This is a genomic window from Microbacterium enclense, from assembly GCA_038182865.1.
In the GTDB taxonomy this organism is placed as follows: domain Bacteria; phylum Actinomycetota; class Actinomycetes; order Actinomycetales; family Microbacteriaceae; genus Microbacterium; species Microbacterium enclense_B.
In genome coordinates this window covers 503,242-525,214 of the sequence record CP116226.1, presented here as the reverse complement: position 1 = coordinate 525,214, position 21,973 = coordinate 503,242, and the positions used below count along the sequence as shown (strand labels likewise).

At 67.7% G+C, this 21,973-nt stretch carries 29 protein-coding genes; 22 read left to right on the top strand and 7 right to left on the bottom strand.

What is annotated here, in order from left to right; translation table 11 throughout:
* Positions 1-363: 363 nt before the first annotated feature.
* The 7 genes from PIR02_02535 to PIR02_02505 form a co-directional block, all read right to left on the bottom strand.
* Entirely contained in the window at positions 364-1,431 is a 1,068-nt protein-coding gene (locus PIR02_02535; protein WZH37549.1) for a glycosyltransferase family 4 protein, read from the bottom strand.
* Positions 1,428-2,597, bottom strand: a complete 1,170-nt coding sequence (locus tag PIR02_02530) for a glycosyltransferase family 4 protein (protein WZH37548.1) — start codon at positions 2,595-2,597, stop codon at positions 1,428-1,430. The genes PIR02_02535 and PIR02_02530 overlap by 4 nt, the downstream gene beginning before the upstream one ends.
* Positions 2,594-3,745 (bottom strand): glycosyltransferase, encoded by a 1,152-nt coding sequence (locus PIR02_02525; protein WZH37547.1) that lies wholly within the window; start codon positions 3,743-3,745, stop codon positions 2,594-2,596. Before PIR02_02525 ends, PIR02_02530 begins: the two co-directional genes overlap by 4 nt.
* The gene (locus PIR02_02520; protein ID WZH37546.1) at positions 3,738-4,703 is read right to left on the bottom strand and encodes a GDP-mannose 4,6-dehydratase; all 966 of its coding nucleotides are present in this window, start codon (positions 4,701-4,703) and stop codon (positions 3,738-3,740) included. The genes PIR02_02525 and PIR02_02520 overlap by 8 nt, the downstream gene beginning before the upstream one ends.
* Entirely contained in the window at positions 4,700-5,698 is a 999-nt protein-coding gene (locus PIR02_02515) for a GDP-mannose 4,6-dehydratase (GenBank protein WZH37545.1), read from the bottom strand. The genes PIR02_02520 and PIR02_02515 overlap by 4 nt, the downstream gene beginning before the upstream one ends.
* Positions 5,699-5,882: 184 nt before the next feature.
* Positions 5,883-6,464 carry a low molecular weight phosphatase family protein gene (locus tag PIR02_02510; GenBank protein ID WZH37544.1) on the bottom strand — a complete coding sequence of 194 codons (582 nt, stop codon included), beginning with the start codon at positions 6,462-6,464 and terminating at the stop codon, positions 5,883-5,885.
* Positions 6,461-7,885 carry a polysaccharide biosynthesis tyrosine autokinase gene (locus PIR02_02505; protein WZH37543.1) on the bottom strand — a complete coding sequence of 475 codons (1,425 nt, stop codon included), beginning with the start codon at positions 7,883-7,885 and terminating at the stop codon, positions 6,461-6,463. The genes PIR02_02510 and PIR02_02505 overlap by 4 nt, the downstream gene beginning before the upstream one ends.
* A gap of 155 nt (positions 7,886-8,040) precedes the next feature.
* Here PIR02_02505 and PIR02_02500 point away from each other — a divergent pair, with 155 nt between their 5' ends.
* The 22 genes from PIR02_02500 (at position 8,041) to rplR (ending at position 21,966) form a co-directional block, all read left to right on the top strand.
* Entirely contained in the window at positions 8,041-9,366 is a 1,326-nt protein-coding gene (locus PIR02_02500) for a hypothetical protein (protein ID WZH37542.1), read from the top strand.
* Positions 9,363-11,255, top strand: coding sequence for a DUF4012 domain-containing protein (locus PIR02_02495; protein ID WZH37541.1), 1,893 nt, complete (start codon positions 9,363-9,365; stop codon positions 11,253-11,255). Before PIR02_02500 ends, PIR02_02495 begins: the two co-directional genes overlap by 4 nt.
* 374 nt (positions 11,256-11,629) lie before the next feature.
* Entirely contained in the window at positions 11,630-12,277 is a 648-nt protein-coding gene (locus PIR02_02490) for a helix-turn-helix domain-containing protein (GenBank protein ID WZH37540.1), read from the top strand.
* A gap of 168 nt (positions 12,278-12,445) precedes the next feature.
* Positions 12,446-13,072, top strand: coding sequence for a hypothetical protein (locus PIR02_02485; GenBank protein WZH37539.1), 627 nt, complete (start codon positions 12,446-12,448; stop codon positions 13,070-13,072).
* 148 nt (positions 13,073-13,220) lie between these two features.
* Positions 13,221-13,436: a hypothetical protein gene (locus PIR02_02480; GenBank protein ID WZH39069.1), complete on the top strand. Its 216-nt coding sequence runs from the start codon at positions 13,221-13,223 to the stop codon at positions 13,434-13,436.
* A 435-nt stretch (positions 13,437-13,871) separates the two neighbouring features.
* On the top strand, positions 13,872-14,180 hold the full coding sequence (rpsJ, locus tag PIR02_02475) for a 30S ribosomal protein S10 (protein WZH37538.1): 309 nt from the start codon (positions 13,872-13,874) through the stop codon (positions 14,178-14,180).
* An 8-nt stretch (positions 14,181-14,188) separates the two neighbouring features.
* Positions 14,189-14,848, top strand: coding sequence for a 50S ribosomal protein L3 (gene rplC, locus PIR02_02470; protein WZH37537.1), 660 nt, complete (start codon positions 14,189-14,191; stop codon positions 14,846-14,848).
* 2 nt (positions 14,849-14,850) lie between these two features.
* Complete coding sequence (gene rplD / locus PIR02_02465; protein WZH37536.1) at positions 14,851-15,513, top strand: 50S ribosomal protein L4; 663 nt, start codon at positions 14,851-14,853, stop codon at positions 15,511-15,513.
* Positions 15,510-15,809, top strand: a complete 300-nt coding sequence (gene rplW / locus PIR02_02460; GenBank protein WZH37535.1) for a 50S ribosomal protein L23 — start codon at positions 15,510-15,512, stop codon at positions 15,807-15,809. Before rplD ends, rplW begins: the two co-directional genes overlap by 4 nt.
* Positions 15,810-15,833: 24 nt before the next feature.
* On the top strand, positions 15,834-16,673 hold the full coding sequence (gene rplB / locus PIR02_02455) for a 50S ribosomal protein L2 (GenBank protein WZH37534.1): 840 nt from the start codon (positions 15,834-15,836) through the stop codon (positions 16,671-16,673).
* A 12-nt stretch (positions 16,674-16,685) separates the two neighbouring features.
* Positions 16,686-16,967: a 30S ribosomal protein S19 gene (gene rpsS / locus PIR02_02450; GenBank protein WZH37533.1), complete on the top strand. Its 282-nt coding sequence runs from the start codon at positions 16,686-16,688 to the stop codon at positions 16,965-16,967.
* A 25-nt stretch (positions 16,968-16,992) separates the two neighbouring features.
* A complete protein-coding gene (rplV, locus tag PIR02_02445; GenBank protein WZH37532.1) occupies positions 16,993-17,391 on the top strand; it encodes a 50S ribosomal protein L22 in 399 nt (132 codons plus the stop codon).
* Positions 17,391-18,149, top strand: coding sequence for a 30S ribosomal protein S3 (gene rpsC / locus PIR02_02440; GenBank protein WZH37531.1), 759 nt, complete (start codon positions 17,391-17,393; stop codon positions 18,147-18,149). Before rplV ends, rpsC begins: the two co-directional genes overlap by 1 nt.
* A complete protein-coding gene (gene rplP / locus PIR02_02435) occupies positions 18,149-18,568 on the top strand; it encodes a 50S ribosomal protein L16 (protein WZH37530.1) in 420 nt (139 codons plus the stop codon). Before rpsC ends, rplP begins: the two co-directional genes overlap by 1 nt.
* Complete coding sequence (gene rpmC / locus PIR02_02430) at positions 18,568-18,879, top strand: 50S ribosomal protein L29 (protein ID WZH37529.1); 312 nt, start codon at positions 18,568-18,570, stop codon at positions 18,877-18,879. Before rplP ends, rpmC begins: the two co-directional genes overlap by 1 nt.
* The gene (rpsQ, locus tag PIR02_02425; GenBank protein ID WZH37528.1) at positions 18,879-19,211 is read left to right on the top strand and encodes a 30S ribosomal protein S17; all 333 of its coding nucleotides are present in this window, start codon (positions 18,879-18,881) and stop codon (positions 19,209-19,211) included. Before rpmC ends, rpsQ begins: the two co-directional genes overlap by 1 nt.
* A 35-nt stretch (positions 19,212-19,246) precedes the next feature.
* Positions 19,247-19,615, top strand: coding sequence for a 50S ribosomal protein L14 (gene rplN, locus PIR02_02420; GenBank protein ID WZH37527.1), 369 nt, complete (start codon positions 19,247-19,249; stop codon positions 19,613-19,615).
* 2 nt (positions 19,616-19,617) lie between these two features.
* The gene (gene rplX / locus PIR02_02415; protein WZH37526.1) at positions 19,618-19,977 is read left to right on the top strand and encodes a 50S ribosomal protein L24; all 360 of its coding nucleotides are present in this window, start codon (positions 19,618-19,620) and stop codon (positions 19,975-19,977) included.
* 2 nt (positions 19,978-19,979) lie between these two features.
* On the top strand, positions 19,980-20,570 hold the full coding sequence (gene rplE / locus PIR02_02410) for a 50S ribosomal protein L5 (GenBank protein WZH37525.1): 591 nt from the start codon (positions 19,980-19,982) through the stop codon (positions 20,568-20,570).
* A gap of 92 nt (positions 20,571-20,662) precedes the next feature.
* Positions 20,663-21,061 (top strand): 30S ribosomal protein S8, encoded by a 399-nt coding sequence (gene rpsH, locus PIR02_02405; GenBank protein ID WZH37524.1) that lies wholly within the window; start codon positions 20,663-20,665, stop codon positions 21,059-21,061.
* A 6-nt stretch (positions 21,062-21,067) separates the two neighbouring features.
* The gene (rplF, locus tag PIR02_02400; protein ID WZH37523.1) at positions 21,068-21,604 is read left to right on the top strand and encodes a 50S ribosomal protein L6; all 537 of its coding nucleotides are present in this window, start codon (positions 21,068-21,070) and stop codon (positions 21,602-21,604) included.
* A 2-nt stretch (positions 21,605-21,606) separates the two neighbouring features.
* Positions 21,607-21,966, top strand: a complete 360-nt coding sequence (rplR, locus tag PIR02_02395; GenBank protein ID WZH37522.1) for a 50S ribosomal protein L18 — start codon at positions 21,607-21,609, stop codon at positions 21,964-21,966.
* The last annotated feature ends 7 nt before the right edge of the window (positions 21,967-21,973 follow it).

Here is a 21,973-nt window from a genome sequence, read left to right as displayed (position 1 = left end):
AGGAGGCCGGAAGGATGCGTCGCCCTCTTCGCGTAGAAGCTGGCGAAGGGCACCCGTCCGTGGCGTTCGAGACTCGTCAGCAGGTGCGACGTGATGAGGAAACCGCTGATGACGAAGAAGATGTCGACGCCGACATAGCCTCCGGGCAGGAAAGGAACCCCGGCGTGGTAGAGGACCACGGCGCCGACGGCGATCGCACGCAGGCCCTGGATGTCGCCTCGGAACGTCTTCGCGCCCTCGGCGCTCGCCTTGTCTCCCGGCATTGCACCGAGTCTAGGTGTGCCTCGTTGCGGCGTGATTTCCATCGATCGACATCCTCAGTGAAACAGCGTGGTGCGGTGTGGCGGCGGCCCCGAGCCGGCGTCAGCGTGCCCGTCGAGATCCGATCCGCTCCAGCACGGCCATGCTCGCGGCGCTCACCGCGTCGACCGCCGAAGCGATGGTGAGCGACTCGGCGTTCTCCTGCACGTGGGCGGAGGCCGTCGCGTGGAAGCCGTCGTCGGCGGCGAGCCGCGAGATCGCCGCCTTCCAGCTCTCGACGTCCGCGGGGTCGAGAACCAGCTGACGGCGCAACGCATCGTCGGTGTACAGCATGTCCGCGCACCCGAACGCTTCGGACAGGACGACGGGGATGCCGAGCATCGCCGCCTCCACCGCACTGCGGCCGAAGGCTTCCCGCGTGGATGTGCCGACGTACGCGCGAGCCGCGCCCCAGATCTCGTCTCGCGCGCGCCATCCCCGCACGTCGACGTTGTGCGGGGCCTTCTCGCGCGTCCGCTCTTCGAGGGGGCCGGTGCCGTACATGACGCCCTCCGCCGGGGTGCCCGTGAGCGCGTCGAGGAAGAGGTCGGGGTCCTTGTCGGCGGAGAACCGCGCGGCCCAGACGAACTCGTTCCGCAGGGCTGCCCGCTCGGACGGCACGGTGGGCGGGACGAGTCCTGGCGGGACGAGCCGGTCGACATCCCCTCCGACGTCAGCCGCGAGCACGCGCGTCGTCGACCAGACTTCCTTCGCCCGCGAGAGAGCCAGCTTCTCCAGGGACCGCCAGAGGAGAGTTTTCGCCCTCGAGCTCTCGCCGGGCGCGGGCCACGGCAGACCGCGGAGATAGGCGACCCACGGGCGCGCGGAAAGGGCCATCGCCATGTCGCTCTGCGGAACCATGCTCACCACGAGATCGGCGTCGGCGAACTCCGGGAGTCCACGGAGATGCCTCCCCAGCCCCACCACACCGGCCAGGCCCGACGGCTCCATCTCGACTTCGCGGATGCCGTCCCTCACCGTGGCCGAGCCGCCGGCGTTTCGGGAGACACCGATCACAGCGCTCCAGTCGAGCCCCGCGGCGCGCGCCGCCGTGACGAGTTCGATCGTCGAGTTGTAGACGCCGCTCCGGGCGATGAGGGGAGCGGCGACGAAACACAGTCGTGCGGTCATCGGGCGACGACCTTTCGAAGCACCTCGATGACCTCGTCGCCGACCTGCTCGTCGGTGCGGAGTCCGGGCGTGCGGACGGCATTCGTCGCCAGCTTCCGGCGCAGCTCGTCGTCGGTGATCAGGGTGGTCAGCGCCGCGGCCAACGACGCCTGGTCGCGGGGAGCGAAGACGAGTCCGTTCTCACCGTCCGACACCCACTCGACGGGCCCGCCCTCGCCCGACACGACGGTCGGCTTGCCGGCGCTGAGGTACTGCAGCACGTTCTGTCCGAGAGGCTCCGGGCGCGTCGAGGCCTGCACACAGATGTCGAGGGTCCCGATGGCCGCGGCGACGTCGGTGACGTGACCGGCGAACTTGACACGGTCGGCGATGCCCAGCTCGCGAGCGAGCCGCCGGAGGGCGTGATCGAATTCCTCGTGACCGAAGGCCGGTCCGCCGTACAGGACGAGTGTCTGATCGCCCTCGGAGCAGGCCTGCGCGAACGCCCGGACGAGTTGCTCCTGACCCTTCCACGGGTCGATACGGGCGACCATGCCGATCCGCCGCACCTCGGGTGCGACGTCGACCTCCTCGGCGGACACGGGCTGCAGGCCCGCGGGACTGGGGATGACGGGGGTGTTGTCGGTGTGGACGAAGGCCTTCACGGTGTCCAAGGACGCCTTCGAGTTCGCGATGATCCCCGCGGCCCGGGGCAGGACCAGCTTGCGCATGAGCATCGTGGCCGCGGAGCCGATCGACTCTCGGTCGATGAGGTCGCGGATGTGCACGACGAACGGCGTGCGTAGCGCCGTTGCGGCGACGGCCACGTAGACACTGGAGCGGGTGGTGTTGGCGACCAGGACGTCCGCGCGCCGCACCTCGGGGTGGGCGGCGAGAGCCAGGCCCGAGCGGAGGATGCGCGCGGCGAGGCGGATGTTGGCACCGAGGCCGGTCCCGCTGTCCTTGCGCGCCGCGTGTCGAGGGCCGCTGCGGATCACCGGTACATCCGGCGGCAGACCCGTCGTGAACACATCGGATCCCTCCGACGACGACGGGGGCAGGGCGACCGTGACCTCCCACGCGCGCGGCGCCTTCACCAGACGCAGCAGAGCGAACTCCGCCCCGCCCGGCTCATCGGAATGGTCAGCGAAGACGACCTTCAACGGTGCTGTCGGGGAGGACGTCATGACGCGTGACGCTCGCGGGGCGACGGGTTCTGGGCATCCAGTCGGGCGATCTCCTCGCGGAGGCGGCGCGCGAAGTGCTCCTCGGTGAAGAGGTCGGCGTGGGCGCGGATCGCGGCCTCGTCCCATTCCGTTTCGCGCGAAGTCCGTACGGCCGCGGCGACGGCGGACGGCGTCGGTTCGTCGAAGTAGACCCCCGTGCGACCCTCCGCGATGGTGTCGAGGAATCCGCCCCAGCGAAGCACGACCGACGGTTTACCGTGTGTGGCCCCCTCGATCGGGGTGAGCCCGAAGTCTTCGTAGCTCGACGAGACGACCGCCGTGGAGTGCGCGTAGAGCCACTGGATCTGGCCGTCGGTGAGGTTCTTCACCATCACGACCGAGTCGCCGGCGAGACCGGCGAGTCGGCGCTCCTCGGGACCGGTGCCGACGACGACGAGAGGGAGCTTCAGCTCGTTGAACGCGTTGATCACGACATCGACGTTCTTGTACGGCAAGAGGCGCGAGATGCAGAGGTAGAACCCGTCGCTCGCGGAGAGGCGGCCCAGGTCGACGGGCTCGTGCGGGATGCTCTTGTCGACCGTATGCGGAGCGGGGAGCACCTCGGAATCCAGACCGTAGGTGTCCTTGATGCGCTGCTGAACGACCGTCGAGATCGCGAAGTACTTCGTCGCCGAGTGAGCGGCACGCCGATCCCAGCGCTTCAGGAACGGTGACAGCGCCCGCAGGACGACCGCCGCGGGGGTCAGTTTCGTCGACCCGAGATAGGCATCGCGTTGATAGAGCCACCGTGCGGGGGAGTAGCAGTAGACGATCTTCGAGCCGCGCGTGCGGAACCCGTGGGCCCACCCGCTCGAACTGACGATCGTGTGGTCGGCATCCACCTTCACCCGTCCCGACGCCCACGCGAGGAACGGAAGGGCGAGACGGTGCGAGCGGCGCAGGAAACCCACCGCGTTCAGCGGTGACGTGATGATCTCGGATGCCGAGAACTCGGGGTACGTGGTCGCCTGTTCGTACAGGGTCGTATAGATGGGTGCCGTCGGGAACGCCCGCTGCAGGGCGAGCACGACCTTCTCAGCCCCACCGCGCTGGGTGAGGTAGTCGTGGGCGATGGCGACGTGGTCGGTGCGCTCGGGGGAATCAGTCATAGTCGCGCCCTTCCTGCTCGGGGGACGTGCCGGGGTCGTCGGACGAAGGGGCGGCGGAGACGTAGTCCCGGATGGACTGGTCCCACGCGACCGTGGGGGCCCAGCCGAACTCCTCCTGCAGGCGCGACGAGTCGCCGGCGATCCTCGGGGGGTCGTTCGGACGGACGCGGGCGGGGTCGACGACTGTCGCCGTTCCGGATCGTCCCAGCGCGTCGGAGACGACCGCGAGGATCTCTTCTCCGCTGTGAGGGACGCCGGTGGAGATGTTGTACGTGTCGTGCTGATGCGTGGGGGCCGTCGCCAGTGTGAGGTAGGCCCGGGCCACGTCGCGGACGTCGGTGTAATCGCGCTGGGCCTTGAGGTTTCCCGTCCGGATGGGGGATCCGGGTGAGGCCGCGCGGACGGCGGCGGTCAAGTCGGGGACGATGAAGCCCCGGCCCTGCCCGGGGCCGATGTGGTTGAGCGGGCGAGCCACCACGGTGTCCAGTCCTCGCTGGGCGTAATAGTGCGCCTGCTGCTCCACGAGGAGCTTCGCGACGACGTACGGACTGGTCGGCGAGGTCTCGCTGTCCTCGTCGACGGTCCCGGATGCCGAGTGCGCGTAGACCGCCCCCGAACTCACCACGACCGTCCGCGGGTGGGTTCCCGCGCCGAGGTAGTACTCCCCGAGGTTCGTCATGATGCGGCTGTTGACCTCGAGGTAGCGCTGAGGCTGTGTGAACGACGGGCCCACGGCGGCCAGGCCGGCGAGATGCACGATGGCATCCACCTCGTCATGGACGGGCCATTCCTCGGCGAGATCCGCGGAGAAGTAGCGCTCGATGTGCGGCGCGACAGCCGCCGACGCTGCGGGCTCCCGACCGATGGCCCACACGGTGTGGCCCGCCTGGGCCGCGAGGGCGACCACATGCGAGCCGACGAACCCGTTCGCGCCGGCGACGGCGAGCACCCGGCTCATCGTGCTGCCCGGGCCTGCTCCTCGAGGTCATGCGCAACCATGCGCGCCACCAGCCCCGGGAAGTCGACCTGACGGCGCCAGCCCAGCTCGGACTCGGCCTTGGCCGGGTCCCCGAGGAGGATGTCGACCTCGGCGGGCCGCATGAAGGCGGGGTTCTGCACGACGTAGGGCTTCCAGTCGTCGATGCCGATCTCGGCGAACGCCAGCGTGAGGAACTCTTCGATGGAGTGGGTCTCACCGGTGGCGAGGACGAAGTCGTCGGGGGTCTCGTGCTGCAGCATGCGCCACATGCCCTCGACGTAGTCGCCGGCGTAGCCCCAGTCGCGCTTGGGCCACAGGTCGCCGAGCTCGATGTGGGTCTGCAGCCCGAGCTTGATGCGGGCGACGGCGTGCGTGATCTTACGGGTGACGAATTCGACGCCTCGACGCTCGCCCTCGTGGTTGAAGAGGATGCCGCACGCGACGTACATGTCGTAGCTCTCGCGGTAGTTCTTCGCGATCCAGTGACCGTAGAGCTTCGCCACGCCGTAGGGGCTGCGGGGGTGGAAGAGCGAGTTCTCGTTGTAGCCGGCCCCGGGGCGGTTGTAGTCGAGTCCGCCGAACATCTCCGACGTCGACGCCTGGTAGAAGCGCGTCTTCTGTGCGCGCCCGGTGATGCGGACGGCCTCGAGAGCGTTCAGGACACCCTTGGCGGTGACGTCGGCCGTGAGCGTGGGGTTCTTGAAGGAGTAGCCGACGTGGCTGATCGCGGCCAGGTTGTAGAACTCGTCGGGATCGCTGGTCTCGACGGCACGTACGAGCGACGTCGGGTCGGTGAGGTCACCCTCGATCAGGGTGACGTACGGGAACTCGGCCTGCGTGGCCTCTCGACGCGGGTTGTTCTGCCCGCGGATGAGGCCGAAGACCTCATATCCCTTGGAATGAAGAAGGCTCGCGATGTGGCCGCCATCTTGGCCGGTGATACCGGTGACCAACGCGCGACGAGGGGTAGTCATGAGGATTCTCCAGAATTGTGGAACCGGGCGAAGTCAGAGGGATGATGCGGGGGCATCGGCGGGCATTGTCGAGAAGAAAACGCCACGCTCGTCGGTCGCGTCCTCCTGTTTCGAGCCCATCCCGCTCGAACGATAACAGCCTCGCTCATTCGCAGGATCACCGGCAGGTGTGCAACGTGTTTCGTCAGACCCGGGCTGCGCGGGCGAGGTATCCGCTGACGGTCCGCACGGCCGGCTCGAGTTGGGAATAGGACAGCTGATACGTGTCGTCGGAGCGCCGGTACGGGTCGATGACGTCGAGGTCGATCGCATCGGCGGGCTGGGGCACGAGGCCACGGCGACCCGCGGCATACAGGACCGCGGCGCGCATGCGCTCGCTCGCGTCGGCGTACTCGCCCTCGGGGACGAAGTCACCGACGTGCTCGACCACACGGGCGAGCTCGCGCACCGTGAACGTGCGCCGCGTGGCCGCGGGGACGGTCTCGACGATCGTGCGCCGATGCTCACGGGCCATCGCGAGAATGAGGTCGGACTCACGGATGAGCGCGGGCGTGAGCTGACGCGCGTGGTGCGTGGTGCCGTCGATCCCCGCGGCGGTGAGCAGACGCAGACCGGGTTCGGGGATGCCGTCGCCCACGAGGGCACCGGTACCCGCGCTCGACACCTCGACACCCTCCAACGCGGAGAGCTCGTGCGCGAGCAGAAGCTCCGCCGAGGGGGAGCGGCAGACATTGCCGGTGCACACCGTGAGGACCCGGAAGGTCACGCCTTCTTCTCCTTCTTGTCCTTGCGGCGCGAGCGGGTCTGGGCGGAGGCGTCTGCACTCGCCGCCTCGGCGTACGCGTAGGAACCGTAGGAGTAGCTGTCGGGGCCCTTGGTCGGCAGCATCGTCACGATCACGCCGAACAAACGGCTGCCGATGGCCCCCAGCTTGTCGACCGCGGCCGTGAGCTGCGGCTTCTTGGTGGTGCCGGAGGCGGCGATCATGAGCACGCCGCTGGTGAAGCGCGAGACGACGGCGGCGTCGGTGACGACGAGGATCGGCGGCGCATCGATGAGGACGTAGTCGAACGCACCCTCGAGCGCCTGCAGCGTCCGCTGCATCGCCTGGCTGCCCAGCAGCTCGGAGGGGTTGGGGGGCGTCCGGCCGGAGGGGAGGACGAACAACTTGCCCGTTCCCCACTGCTGGAGGACGTCCACCAGCTCCGCGCGACCGATCAGCACGTCCGTGAGGCCGACGCCGCCCTCGATGCCCATGTAGTCCGCCACGCGCGGCAGGCGCAGGTCGCCGTCGACGAGCGCGACGCGTGCGCCCGTCTCGGCCAGGGCGATGGCGAGGTTCGCGGTCGTCGTCGACTTTCCTTCGCCGGGTCCCGAGCTGGACACCACGAACGACCGCGACGATCCGTCGACGTCGACGAACTGCAGGTTCGTGCGGAGGCTGCGGAACGACTCCGCACGCGGGTTCTTGGGGTCGGCGTGCACGATGAGCGGGCGCTTCTTGGCATCCGGGTCCAGGGCGATCCCACCGAGGACGGGCGCGTCGGTGGCCATCTCGATGTCGTGCAGCGAGTGGATTCGCGTGTCGAGGATCGAGCGCAGGACCGATACCGCCAGACCGATGGCCAGGCCGAGCGCGATGCCGAGGGCGACGTTGAGGGGCGTGCGCGGCGACGCGGGGGTGACGGGGACGAGAGCGGGCTCGATGGTCTCGACGCGCACGAGGCTCGCCGTCTCGCCCTCGGGCTTCTCGAGCTGGTTCACCACGACGTCGGCGAAGTTGCTTCCGACGGAGTTGGCGATGGATGCCGCGAGCTCGGCGTCGGGATTCGACACCTTCACGGTGATGATCACCGAGTTCTGCGGCGACGATGCATCGATGGAGGAGGCGAGCTGCTGCGCGGTGGTGTTGAGGTTGAGATCGTCGATCACGCGGTCGAGGACGATCGCGCTGTCGACGACGTCGACGAAGCTGACGACGGCCTGACGAGCGAAGCTCGTGCCCTGGGCCAGTTCGCTCACACCGGAGCTGTCGGACCGCACCGAGACGTAGAGCTGCGTGCTCGCTTCATAACTCGGTGCCTGGAGAAGGGACCACCCGTAGGCGCCGGCTCCGCCCAGGACCGTCAACGCGAGGATGAGTATCCAGTTGCGGTGCAGAATCCGAAGATAGTCGCGCAGTTCCAAGCTCTGTCCATTCGCTGATCAAAAAGCACAGGAAGCCGCAAGAATACGCAATTCGATACCCGGGGTAGTCTTCCCTGGGTGGTCGTGTCGCGCAGGCGCCCCATGAACCACCCTACGACATCAGTTGATATGCGCTTTAATGCGCCGGAGACCTCATGAACGACCTCAGCACGTTGTTTGCGCCGAACGCGCAATCCGATGCGCCCGTGCCGTCCGGAGACCCCGGTCGCGATCTGCGTCAGCTCGTCGGTGAGCCCGAAACGCAACAGAAGAATGCGGCACCGTCATTGGACGCGCTCACGGGCCTCGTGGGCGCTTCTTCCGAGACCGAGGCGGAGCAGCCGGCAGACCTCCGCGCCCTCGTCGGCGGCGACGAGCCGGGCCGGCGCACGCGCCGCGGGTCGAGCTCGCAATCCCTGAATGCTCTCGTCGCCAGCGGAGGCACGGATGCCGGCTGGCAGGCGCCCGAGCTCTCCCAGCCGGGCCGCCGCCCGATCTTCAACGGGCGTCGTCGCGCGGGCGCCGTCAACCTCGTCAGCGTCGCCATCGCGGTCCTCGCAGTGGTCCTCCTGTCGGGGACGGCGACGTTCGCGGTCATCCAACGCGCGACGACCAACCCCGCCGACGACGCGATGATCAGCCTTCGCGAGCGCGAGGCGGAACTGCGTAACGAGACGCAGGTCCTCCAGACCGCCGCTGACCTCTACGCGGCCACGATCACGGAGTCCACCGCGATCGCCGCGTCGAGCGAGGGTGTGCTGGCCGGTCTCCGCGGGCGTGTGGATCAGGCGGTCCTCGACGCCGCCGACCGTGCGCGCACCTCCCTGGTCAGTGCCGCGGGTGCGGCGCAGACCTTCCGCATCCCGGAATATGCGAGGGCGTCGGTGGACGAGCAGTCGGTGGCGCAGGTCGCCGAGGCGATCGACGACGTGCGCGTGGCCCGCGAGGCCCTGCCGCCCATGGTGTCGCAGGTGCGCGAGGCGCGCGCCACCGTCGTGGCGGCCCTGGACGGGTTCCGCAATGAGCTGCGCTCCGTCGGTTCGGCGATCGAGGCGGGCGCAGCCGCCGAGGTCGCGAAGAACGACTCCGCAGCCGAGAGCTTCCGCACCGCGGTGACGGATGCGGCAGCTCGTGTCCGCACCTCGCAGCTGGCCGGTGGTGACGGCCTCTCCGACATGGTCGGCTACGCCGCCGCCCTCGACGCGCTGCGCACGGAGAACCAGCGGGTGCTCGACCTCGAGGCATCCATCGAGGAAGACGTGCCCGTGCGCACCCCCGACCGCGGCGGCAACAACCCGCAGCCGCAGCCGACCGAGCCGCAGCCGGAGCCCACGCAGCCGCAGCCGGAACCCACGCAGCCGCAGCCCGAGCCGACGCCGGAGCCGACGGAGCCGCAGCCGGAGCCGACCGAGCCGCAGCCGGAGCCGACCGAGCCGCAGCAGCCCGAGTTGCCTATCGAGGGAGGCGGCCAGACCGCATGAGCGACCACCGCGACGACGTCCAGCCGACGGAGCACGTGCGTCGACGGCGCCAGCCGGTGGCGGAGGCGCCCGCGCGGCCCGCGCGAGGCCGACGAGTGGGCGCCGTCATCGGCTGGACGGTGGGTGTGATCGGCTTCGCGGCCTGCGTCATCGCCGCCGTCGGGCTGGCTTTCCTCCAGCAGGCGGGCGTCGTGCGAACGGACCTGCTCGGAGCCCAGACGAAGCTGACGTTCGTGCCCGAGATCGTGGCGGGAGGAGACGTCAACGGTCTCAACCAGGTCTCCGGTGAAGTCCTCGAGCTCACCGAGAGAGCGGATGCCGGATCCTCCGGGCCCCTCTGGGACCTGGCCTCCTCGATCCCCCTGGTGAAGGAGAACACCCAGGCGGTGCAGGAGCTCACCGCCATGACGCGCGAACTGACGCAGCGCGCGCTGCCACCCACGGTCGCCCTGCTCACGGCATCCGACTTCTCCTCGCTCGCGGTCGAAGGCGGGGGAATCAACCTCGAGCCGTTCCGACAGGCGCAGGGAGCGCTGCCCGAGATCACTTCGGCGTTCGCCGACGCGAAGGTCGTGACGGACGGCATCAACCGCGACGGTCTGCTGCCGATCATCACCGAGCCGCTCGATCAGGTCGCACAGATCGTCGACCAGGCGGCGCCCTCGTTGGCGATCGTGCAGAAGTATCTGCCCTCGCTGCTCGGTGCAGCCGGTGCGGATGGTCCGCGCACGTACCTCGTGTTGTTCCAGAACAACGCCGAGATCCGCGCGACGGGTGGCAATCCCGCGGCATCCAGTGTCCTCGTCGTCGACAACGGCAGGATGGAGCTGAAGGAGCAGGCCGACTCGATGGCGTTCTACGCCGCCGGCCTCGCGGGGGACTCGTTCGTCGACCTGCCCGAAAGCACGCTCTCGTTGTACCCCGACACCTTCACGCGTTACTCGCAGGACTACACGTTCACGCCCGACTTCCCCACGACCGCGGGGCTGTTCGAGGCCCTGTGGGACCGCACGGACGGTTCCCGCTTCGACGGAGTGATCTCCATCGACCCGGTCGTGCTCTCGCACATGCTCGAGGTGACCGGCCCGGTCGATCTGCCCGACGGGGAGCAGATCACGGCGGAGAACGCGGTGAAGCTCGTGCTGAGCGACGCGTACCAGCGCTTCGGCGACCTGGGCGACAACGGGCGCTCGTCCGACGAGTTCTTCGCCATGGTGTCGTCGTCGGTGTTCTCGCGCCTCACCAGCGGTCAGTGGAACCCGATCGCGATGTTCGACCAGTTGACGCGCAGCGCGCAGGAACAGCGGATCAACATGTGGTTCGCCGACGACCAGGCGCAGGCTCTCGTGACGGAGACCGGGCTGGACGGTGGACTCCGCGCCGACAACACCACGTCGACGCAGCTCGGGATCTACCTGAACGACTTCAGCGTCAGCAAGCTCGAGTACCACCTGACGACCGACGTGGCCGCGACGTGCAACGTCGAGGCGCGGACGGTCTCGGTCACGATGAACATGCACAACGGCATCACCGACGACATCACCAACGCGTACACGCTCGGTGCGCGCAACCCGACATGGGGTCTGCCGAGAACCACGATGATGCTCGACACCCTGTTCTTCGCGCCTCCGGGAGCGACGATCACCGCGCTCGATCCCTCGGACGGTGACATCCCCTCGCTCTCGCGCAGCGGCAATGAGAACGGCAACACCGGGGAGAGCCGCATGATCACCGTGGGGCAGAACGAGTCGCGCACGGTCTCGTACACGGTCCAGCTTCCGGGCGGCGCGCTGGGGCCGCTCGACCTGCGCCACACCCCGACGGCATCCGCCACTCCGGTGAACATCGACGCTTCGTGTGCTCCGCTGATGGCCGGCCTGCCCGGCTGAGCCCGCACGTCACGCCCCCGCCCCGGCCCGAAGAGGGTCCGGGGCGGGGGCGTTTTCTGTCGCGAGCGTGCGGGTGATCCGGGGGGTGAAGTTGAGGTCGACGCGCCGCGGATCGGCTTCGATGAGCATTGCCGGCGACCCGACGTCGGCTGCGTAGCGCGGGGACCCGACCCCTCGCTGCGTCCCTCGGCGGCTGTAGGAGCCCTGCGTTGACGATTGCCTGGCACGACTCCGTCGATACGGCGGTCGTGTTCGGCAGCGTCCGCGTGTCTGCGCGATCCGACGCGCACCCCGTCGTGCCGCACCCCGACGCACGCCCGGGAGAGGCGTGGATATCGGTGTCTCTGGATCGGCCCCCCACCGCGCATGGAGGGGTGCATGAGCGACGCGGGTGCTCCGCGATCCTGGTCATGGATGCCGCCGACCCGGTACCCGTCCCACCCACGCGCAGCCATCTCTTCGTCGTCCTCCCCGAACAGGTCCTCCACGGAATCGGACTCGATGGGGCCGACGTCTTCTCCCTGAACACGCGGTCGGCGCTGTTCTGGCCCTTCCTCACGTTCGCGTGGGTCTGTGCCACGGCGGGCGATCGACAGAGCGGACTCACCCTCTACTACGTGGAGCGTCTTCTCCAGGAGATGGTGACGGGCATCGTGGTGGCATCCCTGCAGTCGACGTCGATCCATGCGCCGTCGCAGTCGTACGCCGCGGCGTTGGCGGTCATCTCGGCGCGCGTGGGGGATCCGTCGCTCACTCCGCGATCGATCGCGCAGGAACTGAACACATCGCTTCGGACGCTGCAACGCCAATTCTCCGCGAAGGGCACCACCGTCGACCGCAGCATCCGTCGCGCGCGCGTGGACCACGCGATCGGCCTCCTTCAGGACCCCGTCTACGACAGCCTCACGATCGACCGTGTCGCTCAGGCGTGCGGACTCTCCAACGGGTCCAGCCTCGCGCGCGCGTTCGCCGCGGAAGGGCAACCGTCGCCGTCTGCGGTGCGCACCGCCGATCGAGGCTGAATCGAACACCGGGCGCGCCACATTGCATACGCGACGCGTCAGATTGCTTCCCTTCTCTCGGATTCACCCGTGCGGATCGCAAATATCACCTCCAGGACGAGACGTCCCGACGCTTCACCCGAATGTCGCGAAACGTCGAACCACAACAACCAACCCCTGGGGGGCGTAATGAGCACGGAATTTGTCGAACCCACGAAGAGCGGGGCGGTCAGCCGCCGAGCGGTGATCAAGTCGGCGGCCTGGGCGGCGCCGGTCGTCGCCGTGGCCGTCGCCGCGCCGCTGGCGTCCGCGAGCGCGGGCCAGGCGCGGACGAACGCGTTCGTCGGCAGCAACATCTCCGCGAACCGCGACGCGGGAACCGCGAGCGGAACCTTCGCGGGCTCCGGTGGAACCATCACCAACGTCGTCGGCTCGTGGGACACCGGCAAGTTCACCGGTGTGCTCCGCCTCCGCGGACCGTGGACCTCCGCCACGCTGACGAAGGCCGACGGCTCCGCCTTCACCCTCGGCGAGATCATCACCTACCAGGGCACGGTCTGGACCGTCACCGACCTCAACATCTCCAACGACGACGAGGAGTGGTTCGTCCAGTTCGAGTCGCCGTCGCGCACGGTGACCCAGGACACTTCCGTGCTTCTGCCCGAGGCGATCTACTCCGGCACCTTCGTGCCGGGTGCCACGGGCCCCGGCCGCCCGACGCGGTCGAACCCGATCTCTGCCTCGGTCGCCTTCGGCGCCGAGAACGTCAACGGCGGCGCCCTCGTCGGTTCGTCCTCGAACTTCCCCGCCGGCTGAGTCGTTTCGCCGCGGTACGACTGCGCCCCTTCTTCTCGAGAAGGGGCGCAGTCAGTTCGTCCAGCCTCTTCCCTGAGCGTGCGACCGTCATGAGAATGATCGAATGGACGGCATCGGTGCCGACCCGAACACAGCGAGGGAGATGCGCATGGGCGTGGACGACATCATCAACAAGGGCAAGAAGCTCCTGGACGAGAACCGGGACAAGATCGAAGAGGCCCTGAAGAGCGAAAAGGCCGAGGAAGTCAGCGACAAGATCCTCGGGGGCGCGGCCGACGCGATCAAGAAGGTCGTTCCGACCGAACAGCACGCAAAGGTCGATGAGGTGCGCGACAAGATCGACAAGAACATCGGCAACGCCTGAGCGAAGCGGATTCACGGCGCCGCCCCCGGAGATCCGGGGGCGGCGCCGCCGCATGAGCGGCGCCTTTTCTGAGCATCCCCCTGCGCGCGACACGCCCGGGTTTGCGACACGCCCGAGAGGTCCGTAGACTAGCCCAGTTCCACATTCCGGCGTGCGCTCGGCGCGCGCCAGGATCACTGTCAGGGCAGTGCACAGGCGGCGCGGAAGCGCAGGGTCCTGGGCCGCGGGCAGCAGAACACCACACCGAACCCCTCATCCTTCGCAGGATTCGCACGCGTGCGTGGGGCGGGCCGGATGCGGAAGCTTCCGGTTTGACAGCTGAACAGCGGTGCAGCATCTCTCGCGTGAGCGAGGGGAAGTGCCAGGGTGCGTCAGCACCACCGTGCGTCCAATGCCCCAGGTCGGGTAAGACGCGAGAAAGAGAGAGAGCAGACAATGGCGGGACAGAAGATCCGCATTCGCCTGAAGTCGTACGACCACGCCGGGCTCGACTCGTCGGCGCGCAAGATCGTCGACACCGTGACCCGTGCCGGCGCCACCGTGGTGGGCCCGGTTCCCCTGCCGACCGAGAAGAACGTCGTGTGCGTCATCCGGTCGCCCCACAAGTACAAGGACAGCCGCGAGCACTTCGAGATGCGCACCCACAAGCGCCTCATCGACATCATCGACCCGACGCCCAAGGCCGTCGACTCGCTGATGCGCCTCGACCTTCCTGCCGATGTCAACATCGAGATCAAGCTCTGAGGCTCGACATGGCTGACATCAACTCCAAGATCTCCAAGGGCCTCCTCGGCACCAAGCTCGGCATGACCCAGGTGTGGGACGAGAACGGCAAGCTCGTTCCCGTCACCGTCATCGAGGTCGCTCCGAACGTCGTGACCCAGCTCCGTTCGATCGAGAAGGACGGTTACAACGCCGTTCAGATCGGCTACGGCCAGATCGACCCCCGCAAGGTGAACAAGCCCCTCACGGCTCACTTCGACGCCGCGGGTGTCACTCCTCGCCGTCACCTCACCGAGGTTCGTACCGCGGATGCCGCGGACTACGCGCTCGGTCAGGAGCTCACCGTCGACGGCCTCTTCGAGGCCGGCCAGCTGGTCGACGTCGTCGGCACCAGCAAGGGCAAGGGCACCGCGGGTGTCATGAAGCGCCACAACTTCAAGGGCGTCTCCGCCTCGCACGGTGCGCACCGCAACCACCGCAAGCCCGGCTCGATCGGCGCCTCGTCGACCCCGAGCCGCGTGTTCAAGGGCATGCGCATGGCCGGCCGTATGGGTGGCGAGCGCGTGACCGTCCTCAACCTCACGGTGCACGCCGTCGACGCCGAGAAGGGTCTGCTGCTCGTCAAGGGCGCCGTCCCCGGTGCTCGTGGCCGCATCGTCTACGTCCGCAACGCAGTGAAGGGTGCCTGATCATGGCTGACTCGACTCTCGCGCTCGACGTCGTGAAGGCAGACGGCAAGAAGGCCGGCTCCGTGGAGCTGCCCGCCGACATCTTCGACGTCAAGACGAACATCCCCCTCATCCACCAGGTCGTCGTGGCGCAGCGCGCCGCGGCTCGCCAGGGCACGCACTCGACCAAGCGTCGTGGCGAGGTCTCGGGTGCCGGTCGCAAGCCCTTCAAGCAGAAGGGCACCGGTAACGCCCGTCAGGGCTCGATCCGCGCGCCGCACATGACCGGTGGTGGCATCGTCCACGGCCCCAAGCCCCGCGACTACAGCCAGCGCACCCCCAAGAAGATGATCGCGGCCGCCCTCCTGGGCGCGCTCAGCGACCGTGCTCGTGGGCAGCGTCTGCACATCGTCGACAGCTTCGCCATCGAGGGCGCGCCCTCGACCAAGGCTGCTGCCGCCGCGCTGAAGGCTTTCGGTGCCGTCAAGAACGTCCTCGTGGTCATCGACCGCGACGACGAACTGACGATCAAGAGCGTGCGCAACCTCGCGTACGTCCACGTGCTGACCGTCGGCCAGCTGAACACCTACGACGTCATCGTCTCCGACGACATCGTCTTCACCAAGGCCGCTTACGACGCTTTCGTCGCGTCGAAGTCGAGCGCCACCGAGGAGGTCTCGGCATGACCACCGTCAACAAGGACCCGCGCGACATCATCCTGAAGCCGGTCGTCTCCGAGAAGAGCTACTCGCTCATCGACGAGGGCAAGTACACCTTCCTGGTGGACCCGCGCTCCTCGAAGACCGAGATCAAGCTCGCGATCGAGAAGATCTTCGGCGTCAAGGTCGCTTCGGTGAACACGCTGAACCGTCAGGGCAAGGCCCGTCGGACCCGCTTCGGCATCGGCAAGCGCAAGGACACCAAGCGTGCCATCGTCACGCTGAAGTCCGGCACCATCGACATCTTCACGTCTGTCGGCTGACGGTCGGGATAGAGGACAAGAACAATGGCTATTCGCAAGTACAAGCCCACGACCCCCGGTCGCCGCGGCTCGTCGGTGGCCGACTTCGCCGAGATCACCCGATCGACGCCCGAGAAGTCGCTGCTGCGCCCGCTGTCGAAGACCGGTGGCCGCAACAACCAGGGCCGCATCACCACGCGTCACATCGGTGGTGGCCACAAGCGTCAGTACCGTCTGATCGACTTCCGTCGTAACGACAAGGACGGCATCGACGCCAAGGTCGCGCACATCGAGTACGACCCCAACCGCACCGCGCGCATCGCGCTGCTGCACTACGCGGACGGCGAGAAGCGCTACATCCTCGCCCCCGCGAAGCTGTCGCAGGGCGACGTCGTCGAGTCGGGTGCCGGCGCTGACATCAAGCCCGGCAACAACCTGCCGCTGCGCAACATCCCCACCGGTACCGTGATCCACGCGATCGAGCTGCGCCCCGGTGGCGGCGCGAAGATGGCCCGTTCGGCCGGCGCCTCCGTGCGTCTGGTCGCGAAGGACGGCCCCTACGCGCAGCTGCGTCTGCCCTCCGGCGAGATCCGCAACGTCGACGTCCGCTGCCGCGCGACGATCGGTGAGGTCGGCAACGCCGAGCAGTCGAACATCAACTGGGGTAAGGCCGGCCGCATGCGCTGGAAGGGCGTCCGCCCGACCGTGCGTGGTGTCGCCATGAACCCGGTCGACCACCCGCACGGTGGTGGTGAGGGTAAGACCTCCGGTGGTCGTCACCCTGTTTCGCCGTGGGGTAAGGCCGAAGGCCGCACCCGCCACGCGAACAAGGAGAGCGACAAGCTCATCGTCCGCCGTCGCACCGCCGGCAAGAAGCGCAAGTAGGAGTAGAGGAAGATGCCTCGCAGCCTTAAGAAGGGCCCCTTCGTCGACGAGCACCTGCTTCGCAAGGTCGTCTCGCAGAACGAAGCCGGTTCGAAGAACGTCATCAAGACCTGGTCGCGCCGTTCGATGATCATCCCCGCCATGCTGGGACACACCATCGCCGTGCACGACGGTCGCAAGCACATCCCCGTGTTCGTGACCGAGACCATGGTCGGCCACAAGCTGGGCGAGTTCTCGCCCACCCGCACCTTCCGCGGCCACGTGAAGGACGACAAGAAGGGCCGCCGCCGCTGACGCGGGGGCGCAAGAGGAGAGAGAAATGGTGGAGTCCATCGCACGCGTGCGACACATCCGCGTGACCCCTCAGAAGGCTCGTCGTGTCGTCGCGCTCATCAAGGGAAAGCAGGCCGAAGAGGCCCTCGCGATCCTGAAGTTCGCGCCCCAGGGCGCGAGCGAGCCGATCTACAAGCTCGTCGCTTCGGCCGTCGCGAACGCTCGCGTCACGGCTGACAAGACGAACGAGTACCTGGATGACGCTGACCTGTACGTGAAGAACGCGTACGTCGACGAGGGCACGACGCTCAAGCGTTTCCAGCCCCGCGCTCAAGGTCGCGCCTTCCAGATCAAGAAGCGCACGAGCCACATCACGGTCGTGCTCGCGACGCCGGAAGACGCTGCGGCGGCCCCGGCCCGCGCCAACAAGAAGGCGAGCAAGTAATGGGACAGAAGGTCAACCCGTACGGCTTCCGCCTCGGCATCACCACCGACCACGTGTCGCGGTGGTTCTCGGACTCGACGAAGGCCGGTCAGCGTTACGCCGACTACCTCGCCGAGGACATCAAGATCCGTCGCCTGCTGACCACGTCGCTCGACCGCGCCGGCGTCAGCAACATCGAGATCGAGCGCACGCGTGACCGCGTCCGCGTCGACATCCACACCGCCCGTCCGGGCATCGTGATCGGTCGCCGCGGCGCCGAGGCCGAGCGCATCCGCGCCGACCTCGAGAAGCTCACCGGTAAGCAGATCCAGCTGAACATCCTCGAGGTCAAGAACCCCGAGGCTGACGCTCAGCTGGTCGCACAGGGCGTCGCCGAGCAGCTCACCGCACGTGTGGCGTTCCGCCGCGCGATGCGCAAGGGTCTGCAGGGCGCGCAGCGTGCCGGCGCCAAGGGCGTCCGCATCCAGGTGTCGGGCCGCCTCGGCGGCGCCGAGATGAGCCGCTCGGAGTTCTACCGCGAAGGCCGTGTGCCCCTGCACACGCTCCGCGCGAACATCGACTACGGCTTCTACGAGGCCAAGACGACCTTCGGCCGTATCGGCGTGAAGGTCTGGATCTACAAGGGCGACCTCACCAACAAGGAGCTCGCCCGCGAGCAGGCCAACGCGCCCAAGTCGCGCGGTCGTGACGACCGCGGTGGCGACCGTCGTCGTGGCCCGCGCAACGAGGCCCCCGTGGCAGAAGGAGCGTCGGCGTAATGCTCATCCCCCGCAAGGTCAAGTACCGCAAGCAGCACCACCCGGGCCGTTCGGGCCAGGCCACCGGTGGCACCACGGTGTCGTTCGGTGAGTTCGGGATCCAGGCGCTGACCCCCGCTTACGTGACCAACCGTCAGATCGAGTCCGCTCGTATCGCCATGACGCGTCACATCAAGCGTGGTGGAAAGGTGTGGATCAACATCTACCCCGACCGCCCCCTCACCAAGAAGCCGGCCGAAACCCGCATGGGTTCCGGTAAGGGTTCCCCCGAGTGGTGGGTTGCCAACGTCAAGCCGGGCCGCGTCCTCTTCGAGGTCGCGGGTGTGAACGAGGAACTCGCTCGTGAAGCACTGACCCGTGCCATCCACAAGCTGCCCCTGAAGGCACGCATCATCAAGCGCGAGGAGGGCGACGCGTAATGGCGATCGGCACCAAGCAGCTCGCCCCGAGCGAGCTCGACACGTTCGAAGACCAGCGCCTCGTCGAGGAGCTGCGCAAGGCCAAGGAAGAGCTGTTCAACCTGCGCTTCCAGTCGGCCACCGGCCAGCTCGAGAGCCACGGCCGCATCCGTGCAGTCAAGCGCGACATCGCGCGTCTGTACACGGTGATCCGTGAGCGCGAGCTCGGCATCCGCGCCACCCCGGCCCCGGTCGAGGCGACGAAGGCGAAGAAGAGCAAGGCGAAGAAGGCGGACGCCGCCGACGACGCCACGAAGGAAGAGGCGGAGTAATGGCTACCGCGAAGAAGGCAGAGGCCGAGGCGCAGGTCGTCGGTCACGAGCACGCCGCGAACGACGTCCGCGACGAGGACGCCCGCGGTTACCGCAAGGCGCGTCGTGGCTACGTCGTCAGCGACAAGATGGACAAGACCATCGTCGTCGAGGTCGAGGACCGCGTGAAGCACCCGCTCTACGGCAAGGTCATCCGTCGCACCTCGAAGGTCAAGGCGCACGACGAGACCAACTCGGCGGGCATCGGCGACCTCGTCGTCATCAACGAGACCCGTCCGCTGAGCGCCACCAAGCGCTGGCGCCTGGTCGAGATCCTCGAGAAGGCCAAGTAAGCCTCGCGGCCTACTTGGAACCCAAGGAGTAAAAAGTGATTCAGAACGAATCCCGGCTGAAGGTCGCCGACAACACCGGCGCCAAGGAGCTGCTCACCATCCGCGTGCTCGGCGGCTCCAACCGGCGTTACGCCGGCCTGGGCGACGTCATCGTCGCCACGGTCAAGGACGCGATCCCGGGCGGAAACGTCAAGAAGGGCGACGTGGTCAAGGCCGTCGTCGTCCGCGTCGTGAAGCAGACCCGCCGTCCCGACGGCTCGTACATCAAGTTCGACGAGAACGCCGCCGTGATCCTGAAGAACGACGGGGAGCCCCGCGGCACCCGCATCTTCGGGCCGGTCGGTCGTGAGCTTCGTGACAAGAAGTTCATGAAGATCGTCTCGCTCGCCCCGGAGGTCATCTGATCATGGCGAAAATCAAAAAGGGCGACCTGGTTCAGGTCATCTCGGGCGCCAAGCCCGAGCGCGGCGGCGACCGCGGCAAGCAGGGTAAGGTCCTTGAGGTCCTCACCGAGCAGAACCGCGTGATCGTCGAGGGCGTGAACTACGTCACCAAGCACAACCGCGTGGGTCAGTCCCAGCGCGGCACCAAGACCGGTGGCATCGAGACGTTCGAGGCCCCGATCCACATCTCCAACGTCGCGCTCGTCGACCCCTCGACCAAGAAGCCGACCCGTGTCGGCCACCGGGTCGAGGAGCAGGTGAAGGACGGCGTCAAGCGCACCGTCCGCGTGCGCTTCGCGAAGAAGAGCGGCAAGGACCTCTGAGCATGAGCACCGACACTGCCGCGGTGGCTGGCAAGATCCAGCCCCGCCTGAAGCAGAAGTACAACAACGAGATCAAGAAGGCCCTGCAGGACGAGTTCGGCTACGAGAACGTCATGCAGATCCCCGGCCTGGTCAAGGTCGTCGTGAACACCGGTGTCGGCGAGGCAGCTCGTGACAGCAAGGTGATCGATGGCGCGGTCGAGGACCTCACCAAGATCACCGGCCAGAAGCCGATCGTCACGAAGGCCCGCAAGTCCATCGCGCAGTTCAAGCTGCGTGAGGGACAGGCCATCGGCGCGCACGTCACCCTCCGCGGTGACCGCGCGTGGGAGTTCGTCGACCGTCTCGTGAACCTCGCGCTGCCCCGCATCCGCGACTTCCGTGGTCTGTCGGCCAAGCAGTTCGACGGCAACGGCAACTACACCTTCGGTCTCCAGGAGCAGTCCGTGTTCCACGAGATCGATCAGGACCGCATCGACCGCGTGCGTGGTTTCGACATCACCATCGTCACCACCGCGAAGACCGACGACGAGGGCCGCTCGCTGCTTCGCCAGCTCGGCTTCCCGTTCCAGGCGGCTGACGCTCAGGCCTGACCCTTCGGGCCCCCGGGTTTCCGGGGGCCCGTCATCGAAGGTCGCCTGTCGTGTAACGGCAGGCGAAACCTCATGAAAGAAAGAAGCATCACATGACGATGACAGACCCGGTCGCAGACATGCTGACCCGTCTGCGCAACGCGAACTCGGCGCACCACGACTCCGTGTCGATGCCGAGCTCGAAGCTCAAGACCAACATCGCCGCCATCCTCAAGCAGGAGGGTTACATCGCCGACTGGAGCGTCGAAGACGCCCGTGTCGGCCAGACCCTCAACATGACGCTGAAGTACGGCCCGAACCGTGAGCGGTCGATCGCCGGCATCAAGCGCGTCTCCAAGCCCGGCCTCCGCGTGTACGCGAAGTCGACCGAGGTCCCCACGGTCCTCGGCGGTCTCGGCGTGGCCATCCTGTCCACCTCCTCCGGTCTCCTCACGGACCGTCAGGCCGAGCAGAAGGGCGTCGGCGGGGAAGTCCTCGCCTACGTGTGGTGATCTGACATGTCGCGTATTGGACGTCTTCCCATCGACATCCCCGCAGGCGTCACCGTTTCGGTGAACGGCCGGGAGGTCAACGTCAAGGGCCCCAAGGGCGAGCTCGCGCTCACCGTGGCACAGCCCCTCGAGGTCTCGGTCGAGGAGAACCAGGTTCTCGTCACCCGCCCCGACGACGAGCGTGAGTCGCGGTCGCTCCACGGCCTGACCCGCACGCTCATCAACAACAACATCATCGGTGTCACCCAGGGCTACACCAAGGGCCTCGAGGTCGTCGGCACGGGTTACCGCGTGGCGCAGAAGGGCAGCTCGGTCGAGTTCGCCCTCGGCTTCTCGCACCCCGTGCTCATCGACCCGCCCGCGGGCATCACCCTCACGGTCGAAGGCAACAACAAGCTCACCGTGAGCGGCATCGACAAGCAGGCCGTCGGCGAGGCCGCTGCCAACATCCGCAAGATCCGCAAGCCCGAGCCCTACAAGGGCAAGGGCGTGCGGTACGCGGGCGAGGTCGTCCGCCGCAAGGCCGGAAAGAGTGGTAAGTGACCATGGCTGTCAAGACAAAGTCCGTCGCTCGTGCTCGTCGCCACGCGCGTCTTCGCAAGAAGGTCGTGGGCACCGAGCTCCGCCCCCGTCTGGTCGTGACGCGCTCGGCGCGCCACGTGTTCGTCCAGGTCGTGGACGACAGCAAGGGCCACACCGTGGCCTCCGCCTCCACCCTCGAGACCGACCTGCGCGGCTTCGACGGTGACAAGACCGCCAAGGCCCGCAAGGTCGGCGAGCTCGTCGCCGAGCGTGCCAAGGCCGTCGGCGTGTCCGACGTCGTGTTCGACCGTGGCGGTAACCGGTACGCCGGTCGCGTCGCCGCGATCGCCGACGGTGCCCGCGAAGGAGGGCTGAACCTGTGAGTGACAA

What these genes read in the sequence shown, in the direction of transcription:
- rpsH (WZH37524.1), top strand. Translation starts at nt 20,663, where the DNA reads ATGACGATGACAGACCCGGTCGCAGACATGCTGACCCGTCTGCGCAAC.
- rplW (WZH37535.1), top strand. Translation starts at nt 15,510, where the DNA reads ATGACCACCGTCAACAAGGACCCGCGCGACATCATCCTGAAGCCGGTC.
- rplE (WZH37525.1), top strand. Translation starts at nt 19,980, where the DNA reads ATGAGCACCGACACTGCCGCGGTGGCTGGCAAGATCCAGCCCCGCCTG.
- PIR02_02500 (WZH37542.1), top strand. Translation starts at nt 8,041, where the DNA reads ATGAACGACCTCAGCACGTTGTTTGCGCCGAACGCGCAATCCGATGCG.
- rplC (WZH37537.1), top strand. Translation starts at nt 14,189, where the DNA reads ATGGCTGACATCAACTCCAAGATCTCCAAGGGCCTCCTCGGCACCAAG.
- rplX (WZH37526.1), top strand. Translation starts at nt 19,618, where the DNA reads ATGGCGAAAATCAAAAAGGGCGACCTGGTTCAGGTCATCTCGGGCGCC.
- PIR02_02535 (WZH37549.1), bottom strand. Translation starts at nt 1,431, where the DNA reads ATGACCGCACGACTGTGTTTCGTCGCCGCTCCCCTCATCGCCCGGAGC.
- rpsS (WZH37533.1), top strand. Translation starts at nt 16,686, where the DNA reads ATGCCTCGCAGCCTTAAGAAGGGCCCCTTCGTCGACGAGCACCTGCTT.
- PIR02_02525 (WZH37547.1), bottom strand. Translation starts at nt 3,745, where the DNA reads ATGACTGATTCCCCCGAGCGCACCGACCACGTCGCCATCGCCCACGAC.
- rplD (WZH37536.1), top strand. Translation starts at nt 14,851, where the DNA reads ATGGCTGACTCGACTCTCGCGCTCGACGTCGTGAAGGCAGACGGCAAG.
- rpsJ (WZH37538.1), top strand. Translation starts at nt 13,872, where the DNA reads ATGGCGGGACAGAAGATCCGCATTCGCCTGAAGTCGTACGACCACGCC.
- rplF (WZH37523.1), top strand. Translation starts at nt 21,068, where the DNA reads ATGTCGCGTATTGGACGTCTTCCCATCGACATCCCCGCAGGCGTCACC.
- rplR (WZH37522.1), top strand. Translation starts at nt 21,607, where the DNA reads ATGGCTGTCAAGACAAAGTCCGTCGCTCGTGCTCGTCGCCACGCGCGT.
- PIR02_02530 (WZH37548.1), bottom strand. Translation starts at nt 2,597, where the DNA reads ATGACGTCCTCCCCGACAGCACCGTTGAAGGTCGTCTTCGCTGACCAT.
- PIR02_02480 (WZH39069.1), top strand. Translation starts at nt 13,221, where the DNA reads ATGGGCGTGGACGACATCATCAACAAGGGCAAGAAGCTCCTGGACGAG.
- rplB (WZH37534.1), top strand. Translation starts at nt 15,834, where the DNA reads ATGGCTATTCGCAAGTACAAGCCCACGACCCCCGGTCGCCGCGGCTCG.
- PIR02_02485 (WZH37539.1), top strand. Translation starts at nt 12,446, where the DNA reads ATGAGCACGGAATTTGTCGAACCCACGAAGAGCGGGGCGGTCAGCCGC.
- PIR02_02515 (WZH37545.1), bottom strand. Translation starts at nt 5,698, where the DNA reads ATGACTACCCCTCGTCGCGCGTTGGTCACCGGTATCACCGGCCAAGAT.
- rpsC (WZH37531.1), top strand. Translation starts at nt 17,391, where the DNA reads ATGGGACAGAAGGTCAACCCGTACGGCTTCCGCCTCGGCATCACCACC.
- rplP (WZH37530.1), top strand. Translation starts at nt 18,149, where the DNA reads ATGCTCATCCCCCGCAAGGTCAAGTACCGCAAGCAGCACCACCCGGGC.
- PIR02_02495 (WZH37541.1), top strand. Translation starts at nt 9,363, where the DNA reads ATGAGCGACCACCGCGACGACGTCCAGCCGACGGAGCACGTGCGTCGA.
- rplV (WZH37532.1), top strand. Translation starts at nt 16,993, where the DNA reads ATGGTGGAGTCCATCGCACGCGTGCGACACATCCGCGTGACCCCTCAG.
- rpmC (WZH37529.1), top strand. Translation starts at nt 18,568, where the DNA reads ATGGCGATCGGCACCAAGCAGCTCGCCCCGAGCGAGCTCGACACGTTC.
- rpsQ (WZH37528.1), top strand. Translation starts at nt 18,879, where the DNA reads ATGGCTACCGCGAAGAAGGCAGAGGCCGAGGCGCAGGTCGTCGGTCAC.
- PIR02_02520 (WZH37546.1), bottom strand. Translation starts at nt 4,703, where the DNA reads ATGAGCCGGGTGCTCGCCGTCGCCGGCGCGAACGGGTTCGTCGGCTCG.